Origin of the sequence: Pseudomonas sp. (assembly GCF_050739995.1) — a bacterium.
GTDB lineage: Bacteria > Pseudomonadota > Gammaproteobacteria > Pseudomonadales > Pseudomonadaceae > Aquipseudomonas.
This window is the reverse complement of record NZ_JBOICG010000483.1, coordinates 1-7,624: the sequence shown is the minus strand read 5'-3', so window position 1 is coordinate 7,624 and position 7,624 is coordinate 1. Positions and strand designations below refer to the sequence as shown.

Here is a 7,624-nt window from a genome sequence, read left to right as displayed (position 1 = left end):
GTGTGCCGGTGACGCCCAACACCGCGTTTCGAGCCGGGGGCATTTCCAAACTGCTGACCGCTACAGCGGCGTTGCAATTGGCCGAGCAACAACGCCTTGAACTGGATGCGCCGATCCAGCAAACCTTGCGCGAATTTTATGTTCGTTCGCGTTTTCACAGCGACCAAGCCGCGGCCGACCGCGATATCACCTTGCGCCGCCTACTGAGCCACCAATCCGGCCTGCCCAGCGAGCACCTGCGCGACCTGCGTAGCACCTACGCCATGAGCCAGATGCCGATGCGTGTATCGGGTGTCTGGCTGAGCAGTCCGCCCGGCTCCCAGGTGGCCTATTCCAATCTGGGCTATGCCCTGGTTGGCGCGGCCATCGAACGCAGCAGCGGTAAAAGTTTCGAAGCCCAATTACAGAGCAGCCTGCTCAAACCTTTGGCCATGGACCAGTCAAGCTTCGTCGGCACCGGCACACAATTGGGCTATCGCGCCATGGGCTACGAAGACGGTCGGGGCAGCACTGATGCACAGGTGCGTGACCTGGCGGCCGGTGGGCTCTGGGCCAGCCCGAAAGACCTCAGCCACTACGTGCAGATGCTGTTCGCCCACGGCACTTACAAAGACAAACAGGTACTGGGCAGCGCTTCCATCGATGCGATGTTCACCCAGCAAAACACTGGCAACGCCCTGGACTTCGATTGCCAGATGGGCCTGGGCTGGTTCCTGGCGCCCTGCGGTGATGAACCGGTCGGCCCCGGCATTCGGACCTATCAGCACAGTGGAGGCGGCGACGATTTTGCGGCCCAGTTGACCGTACTGCCCGACCAGCAACTGGCGGTGATCATCATGGCCAACGATAGCAATGCCGAAGAGATGGTGGTGTCGTTGTCCACCGACGCCCTGCGTTTGATGCTCCAGGCGCAAACCGGCTCCCAGGTGTGCGCCGACAACTGCCAATCACCCAATCATGGGTTGAAGCTGCGTCAAGTACCGGCCGCCGTGGACCGTAAGCGCTTGGCCGGTTTTTATGCAACGGCCTGGGGCGTGTTCCGCATCAAGGACGAGAATAATCGCTTGGCCGGCGAACTGGCCGGCTTTGACTTTGAATTGGTCCGCGACGACCACGGCTGGCTGCGCGCGCAGAAAAAAGTCCTCGGTTTCTGGCTCAAGGACCTTGGCGAACTGGGCCGCGTGCAGCTTGACGTGGTAACGGTGCAAGGCCGCCAGATGCTCACTGCCCGCAGCCACGGCCAGCGCATTGCCATCGGCGAGCGCATTGACCCGCCACCGCTGCCCCTGGCCTGGGCCGACACCATTGGCACCTATCAAGTACTCAACACTCATGAACCCGACGCGCCGCTGAGCGGTATCAGCGTGCGCCTGGAAGAAGGTTTCCTGGTGATCCGCGGCCAACTGCACGACGAGCCGCTGACCGACTACATCCTGCTGCCCGTCGACAACGCCCATGCGGTGCTGGCCGGCAATGGTTACGGTCTGGGCGACACCGTCAGTCGCCAGGTCAACGGCCTCAGCGCGTCGGGTTACTCCTTCAAACGCACCCAATCACCTCACAACCCTCTTAGTTTCTAACCATGGAAGAACGCCCCAATGCGCTCAAAAAACCTTTGCCTGTCCTTCACCTCGGTGTGCCTGCTCGCCGCCGCCGACAGCGCGATTGCCGAAGACTGGAAATACAGCCTCAAGGCCGGCGTGAGCAACATGCCCCGTTATAGCGGCAGTGACGAACGCATGACCGGACCGGTGCTGGGTGGCAAGATCGTCAGCCCCTGGGGGATCTTCCTCGATACGGACACCGGGCTGGGCTGGGGTTACAAAGACAACGCCCTGACTTTCAGCACTTATGTGGGCGCCAGTGGCTCACGCAAGGATAAAAATGAAAGCCTGCACGCAGGCTCAAAACGCCTCAAGGGCATGGGCGAGATCAAAGCTCGCGCACAGGTGGGTATCAAGGCCAGCTATAACCTCGGCGGTGTCATTGTCGGTGCAACCTTGGAGCATGCACTCAAGGACGATGACCACAAAGACAACGGCAAGGCGTTCACCCACCTGGAACTGAGCCTGGGCACCAATCTCTATAAGGGCAACTATGGCTCCATCGACGCGAGCGTCAGCAGTCACTTTGGTGACCGTAATTACCTGCAGACCTGGTACGGCGTAACCACCGACCAGGCCGCGCAAAGCCGCTTCAAGGAATACAAAGCCGGTGCGGGCAATATCAGCAACGGTATGAACCTGTCGTGGAGCTTGCCAATCAGTGAGCACACCAAGTTCTCGACCTTGCTGGATGTGCAGTATCTGGCGGATGAAGCGGGCAAGAGCCCGATTGTCGAGAGACGTTTGCAGGCGTCGGTGATGGGGATGGTGGAATACACCTTCTGATCAGCTGACCCAATCAAAATGTGGGATGGGGTAAGTCTTGGTCTCGAACGCCGTATTTGTAGTGAGCGGGCTTGTCCCGCGCTGGGCTGCGAAGCAGCCCCAAATCCAGGCACCTCGGTATTTCTGAAAACCGCAGCGCCCTTGTTGGGGTGGCTTCGCCACCCAGCGCGGGACAAGCCCGCTCACTACAAGAGTTTGTTTGCTGCTGCCTTTCTTAATTGGCTGGCCCCCTCCCACACTTGATCTTCATCATGTGCGAAATTGCTATTCGGCATACGCCCACGTCATCCGAAACGACGCCCCGCCCCACTCCGAATCCAGCACTTCTACTTGCCCGCCATGCCATTGGCTGACCCGCCGCACCAACGCCAGGCCCAGGCCGAAGCCGCCGGTGCGGCGGTCGCGGCTGGCATCCAGGCGCATGAAGGGTTCGAAGATCTTCGCCCGCCCCTCCAACGGCACGCCGGGACCATCGTCGTTGACCCGCACTTCGTAACCCGTACCGAACTTGACCAGCGAGACTTCCACGCGGCGGTCCGCATAACGAATGGCATTGCGCAGCAGGTTGATCACCGCCCGTGCCATGAAGCGCGGCTCGATCTGGATAAAGTCCACTTCACAGGTACGCAACGACAGTTGCACACCCGCCGCTTCAGCCTCCAGGGCCACGCTGCCAATTACGCTGTCGAGCCAGCTGTGGGCCTCGATACTTTCCCGGGTGACCTGCGTGGCGCCACGCTCCAGGCTGGCGTAGGTGAGCAATTCGGAAACCATTTCCTCCAGCTCGCCCAGGTCGGCATACATGTCGTTGATCAACTCACGGCTCTGGCGTGGGTCGGCCTGTTGCTTGAGCTGGTCGAGTTCGAACGATAAGCGCGCAATGGGCGTGCGCAGTTCGTGGGACACCGCGTTGGTCAGTTCGCGCTGGTTGGCGATCAGGCTTTCGATGCGTTCGGCCATCTGGTTGAAGTGCCCGGCCAGTTCACGCACAGTGGAACGGCGCGGCAGCAAGATGCGCGAGGCGAGGTCATTATCGCCGAAGCGTTGGGCGGCCAAGCGGATATGTTCCAGGTCACGCCAGTGCGGACGCACCCAGAAATACAGGACCAGGGCCAGACTGACGCCGAGAAAACCATAGGCCCACAGGTACAACCACTTGGGTTCTTCCGGCAGCTTGATTTGCAGCAGTTGCGGGCCGCCGTCGATGCTGGTGATGAACTCCATGAAGTCACCACGCACTACCAGTTGGCCAGCAGCGAGCAGTTGCTGTTCACGCTCGTTCAACTCCAACGCATCGTGCTGGACCAGCTTCAGGCGCAACCCGTAATGCGGCTGCAATTCATCCAGGCGCGCCTCGCGTGCCGGCCCTTGCAACGGACGCAGTTGTTCCACCAGCCCATAAGCCGGGCCACGCAAGGCTTCGCGGTTATAGACCTCGTTGGCCTCAGGCAATAACTCGTCGAAGGTGTAGTTGACCAGCCAGATCGCCCCTGCCAAACCAAGCGCAAGGATCACATACAGGCGCAGAAACAGCCGCAGCATCTAAACCTCCCACGCGAACGGGTTGAACAGGTAGCCCTTGCCCCAGATGGTCTTGATGCACACCGGTTCCCTGGGGTTGTCGTTGAGCTTACTGCGCAGTTTGCTGATGTAGACGTCGACGCTGCGGTTAAGGCCATCGAAGGCTATGCCGCGCATGCGGTTGAGGATGTCATCGCGGGAGAGGATCTTCCCCGAGCTGCTGGCCAGCAGCCACAGCAATTCAAACTCCATGGTGGTGAGGTCGATTTTTTCACCGCCCAGGCTGACCACCCGGCAACTGCGGTCAATCGACAAGCGACCGAATTCCAACGAGCCGCGTACAGTGGGCTCAGGCACTTGCCGGCGTTGCAACGCACGCAGGCGTGCGAGCAGCACCGGCGGTTTGATCGGCTTGATCACATAGTCATCAGCGCCGGACTCCAGCCCGAGAATATGGTCCAGGTCATCTTCCTTGGCGGTGAGGATCACGATGGGCGTGTCAGACACGTTGCGAATCTCACGACACACATGCAGCCCGCTCTGGCCCGGCAGCATCAGGTCGAGCACGACAATCTTCGGCTTGAAGTCCAGGAACGCCGCCAGGGCTTTATCGCCCCTGTGCACCACCCGCACCTCGAAACCATGCTGCGACAGAAAGTGCGCAATCAGCCCTGCCAGCTTTTCATCGTCCTCAACGAGCAGGACTTTGCCCAGACCCAGGTTTTCCATAAATTCTCAGTGTGGCTATGCCGATTGAAGTGCAGCCATTATAGGTGGCAAGCTGGCCGACAGAAGCAGCTGGCCATCACTGCCCGACGAAGCTTCATGCTTTTAAGAGTTTTTAACAAATAGCCTGCAATCTTTAACGCCATCCACAGGGAGTTGTATGCGCAAGGATTACCTGGCGTTCTTCGTTTCGCTGTTCCTGTCGCGACTGGCAGACCAGATTCTGTTGTTTATCGTGCCCTTGATCGTGTTTCAGACCACCCAGAGCGTGGCCTGGGCGGGTTTGGCATTTTTTGTCGAGTCATTGCCACGCTACCTGGCCTTTCCAGTATGCGGCGCAGTCTGCGATAAATTCTCTCCGGTGCGTATCCTGCATATCAGCCAGGTCTACCGGGCGCTGGCCTGCGCCGCAACGGTAGCACTGTATGCCGTGTTTGACGGCCTTTACTGGATTGTCCTGCTGTCGGCACTCTGCGGGGTGTTGACCACCCAAGGCATCATGGCGCGGGAAGTGCTGATGCCGCATATTTTCAAGCATTACACCTATACCAAGACCCTCTCCTACTCACAAATCGCCGATCAGAGCGGCCTGGTACTCGGTCCGCTCGTCGCGGCGCTGCTGTTGGAAATCTGGGCCTGGCATTGGGTCGCGCTGGGGGTTGCCGGGCTGTTTTTGCTGGCCGACCTGGCCATGCGGTTCTGGCAACGCACCAGCGCAGTGAGCCTGCAAACCTTCGAGCAACATCCCGATATCTGGCTGCGGCCGTTGCGCATCGCCTTGGGACATATCCGGGATCGAGTGGAGTTAAAACGGATCATCACCCTGGCCGTGGGCGTGAACCTCATCATCGGCGTGACGCTAGCCACCTCTGCGGCGTTGGTCACCGGCCAGTTTGCCGCCGGCAAGGATGCTTATGCGTTACTGCAAACGCTGGGAGCGTTAGTGACCATCGGGATTCTGTTTTACCTGGCACGAACCCACCTGCCGTTGAAGGTTCTGGGCGGGCTGTCGTATTCGATGATCGGCGTCGGTGCGCTGATCATGGCCGTCAGCCCCAGTGTAGGGCTGTACGCCTCGGGGTTCCTGCTGGTTACCGGCTTCGACAAGATGTTCAATGTGTACCTGCGCAGCACCCGTCAGCGGGTGATTCCGGTGCAGGATTTCGGCAAGACGGTGGGCGTGATCACACTGTTCAACAACCTGGCCCAACCCTTGGCGGGCCTCGCGGTTGCGCTGCTGGCGGCGCCTTTGGGCACGCAAACGGTGATCCTGCTGCTGGCAGGCATCACCGCGCTGATCGGCGTGGCGGTTGCCTCAGGCTGGCACGCCACTGTGAAAGCGGAACTCGACGTCGGGTGACTCGATCAATTCCTGTTCGGCCGCCCGTACGCGTTCGATCACGTGGGCGATGTCCTTGGCGTCGCCGTATTGATACGCCAGTTTCAAGTAACCCTGAAAATGCCGCGCTTCGCTTTTCAGCAAACCGAAGTAGAACTTGCCAAGTTCTTCGTCCAAATGCGGCACCAGCGCTTCGAAACGCTCGCAACTGCGCGCTTCGATAAAGGCGCCGACCACGAGGGTATCCACCAGTTTGACCGGTTCATGGCTGCGCACCACTTTGCGCAACGCCGAGGCGTAGCGGCCAGCGTGCAGTTGGCGCAGTTCGACTTTGCGCTTTTTCATCAGGCGCATGACTTGCTCATGGTGCACCAGCTCTTCACGGGCCAGGCGCGACATCATATTGATCAGGTCCACATGACCGTGGTACTTGGCGATCAGGCTCAGGGCCGTGCTGGCGGCTTTGAATTCGCAGTTCTTGTGGTCGATCAGCAAGGTTTCCTGATCGGCCAATGCGGCCTGGACCCAGGCGTCAGGGGTGCGGCAGCCGAGGAATTCGTGGATTTCGGGCAGGTTCATCGGGCTCACGGGCAAAAGGATCAGAAAAGGGCGCCGATTATACCGACCACGCCACAGACCACCAGCCACCGGCCTTGATGTGCATCAACATGACGTCTGTCTGACAGCAACTATAGTTACTCCACGCCGCCTTCTACTGGAGAATCCGACCATGCAAGCCATCCGCAGCATCCTGGTGGTCATTGAGCCTGAACACTCGGAAAGCCTGGCCCTCAAGCGCGCCAAGCTGATCGCCGGGGTGACCGGCGCGCACCTGCACTTGTTGGTCTGCGACAAGAAACACGAGCACTCGGCACTGCTGAGCCTGCTCAAGGCGGGTTTGCAGGAGGATGGCTACGGCGTGACCACCGAGCAGGCCTGGAACGACAGCCTGCATGAAACCATCATCGACGTGCAGCAAGCCGAAGGCTGTGGGCTGGTGGTCAAGCAGCATTTCCCCGACAGTCCGCTGAAAAAGGCCCTACTGACGCCGGCTGACTGGAAGCTGCTGCGCTACTGCCCTACTCCCGTGCTGTTGGTGAAAACCGCCACACCTTGGGCCGGCAAGGTGGTACTGGCGGCGATTGATGTAGGCAATAACGACAGTGAGCACCAGGCATTGCACAACACCATTGTCGACCACGGTTTCGACATTGCCCGGGTGGCCAAGGCTCAATTGCACGTCATCAGCGCCCATCCGTCGCCCATGCTGTCGGCGGGCGACCCTGTGTTTCAACTCAAGGAAACCATCGAGGCGCGCTATCGCGAGCAATGCAAGGCGTTCCAGGCCGAATTCGATATCGACGATACCCACCTGCATATCGAAGAAGGCCCGGCGGATGTCTTGATTCCCCATGCTGCGCACACTTTGCAGGCGGCGGTCACCATCATCGGCACCGTAGCGCGCACCGGGATCTCCGGGGCGCTGATCGGCAACACGGCAGAGGTGATACTGGATGCCGTGGAGAGCGATGTGCTGGTGCTCAAGCCTCAGGAGTTGATGGATCACTTGGAAGAGCTGGCGAGCAAGCCCTGAGAACGGCGCCGATCAAAATGTGGGAGCGGGCTTGCTCGCGAATGCGGTGTGTCA

7 protein-coding genes are annotated in these 7,624 nt (G+C 59.8%); 4 read left to right on the top strand and 3 right to left on the bottom strand.

Annotated features, from left to right (window positions below; genetic code table 11):
- Window positions 1-1,580: serine hydrolase domain-containing protein (locus tag ACRESD_RS16025; protein ID WP_431751818.1), on the top strand; the 1,580-nt coding region annotated here is incomplete at its 5' end.
- A gap of 18 nt (window positions 1,581-1,598) precedes the next feature.
- Window positions 1,599-2,390, top strand: a complete 792-nt coding sequence (locus ACRESD_RS16020) for a MipA/OmpV family protein (protein WP_431751817.1) — start codon at window positions 1,599-1,601, stop codon at window positions 2,388-2,390.
- A gap of 264 nt (window positions 2,391-2,654) precedes the next feature.
- On the opposite strand, the gene ACRESD_RS16015 is transcribed toward ACRESD_RS16020, so the two are convergent.
- Entirely contained in the window at window positions 2,655-3,932 is a 1,278-nt protein-coding gene (locus ACRESD_RS16015; protein WP_431751816.1) for an ATP-binding protein, read from the bottom strand.
- Window positions 3,933-4,640 carry a winged helix-turn-helix domain-containing protein gene (locus ACRESD_RS16010; protein WP_431751815.1) on the bottom strand — a complete coding sequence of 236 codons (708 nt, stop codon included), beginning with the start codon at window positions 4,638-4,640 and terminating at the stop codon, window positions 3,933-3,935.
- A gap of 157 nt (window positions 4,641-4,797) precedes the next feature.
- On the opposite strand from ACRESD_RS16010, the gene ACRESD_RS16005 reads away from it, so the two are divergent.
- Window positions 4,798-5,997: an MFS transporter gene (locus ACRESD_RS16005; RefSeq protein ID WP_431751814.1), complete on the top strand. Its 1,200-nt coding sequence runs from the start codon at window positions 4,798-4,800 to the stop codon at window positions 5,995-5,997.
- On the opposite strand, the gene ACRESD_RS16000 is transcribed toward ACRESD_RS16005, so the two are convergent.
- Entirely contained in the window at window positions 5,953-6,555 is a 603-nt protein-coding gene (locus tag ACRESD_RS16000; protein WP_431751813.1) for a tRNA-(ms[2]io[6]A)-hydroxylase, read from the bottom strand. The genes ACRESD_RS16005 and ACRESD_RS16000 overlap by 45 nt on opposite strands.
- Window positions 6,556-6,706: 151 nt before the next feature.
- On the opposite strand from ACRESD_RS16000, the gene ACRESD_RS15995 reads away from it, so the two are divergent.
- On the top strand, window positions 6,707-7,570 hold the full coding sequence (locus ACRESD_RS15995; protein ID WP_431751812.1) for a universal stress protein: 864 nt from the start codon (window positions 6,707-6,709) through the stop codon (window positions 7,568-7,570).
- The last annotated feature ends 54 nt before the right edge of the window (window positions 7,571-7,624 follow it).

Bases quoted from the DNA above. Each gene is read 5' to 3' on its own strand.
- ACRESD_RS16015 (WP_431751816.1), bottom strand. From the start codon at position 3,932: ATGCTGCGGCTGTTTCTGCGCCTGTATGTGATCCTTGCGCTTGGTTTG.
- ACRESD_RS16020 (WP_431751817.1), top strand. From the start codon at position 1,599: ATGCGCTCAAAAAACCTTTGCCTGTCCTTCACCTCGGTGTGCCTGCTC.
- ACRESD_RS16005 (WP_431751814.1), top strand. From the start codon at position 4,798: ATGCGCAAGGATTACCTGGCGTTCTTCGTTTCGCTGTTCCTGTCGCGA.
- ACRESD_RS15995 (WP_431751812.1), top strand. From the start codon at position 6,707: ATGCAAGCCATCCGCAGCATCCTGGTGGTCATTGAGCCTGAACACTCG.
- ACRESD_RS16000 (WP_431751813.1), bottom strand. From the start codon at position 6,555: ATGAACCTGCCCGAAATCCACGAATTCCTCGGCTGCCGCACCCCTGAC.
- ACRESD_RS16010 (WP_431751815.1), bottom strand. From the start codon at position 4,640: ATGGAAAACCTGGGTCTGGGCAAAGTCCTGCTCGTTGAGGACGATGAA.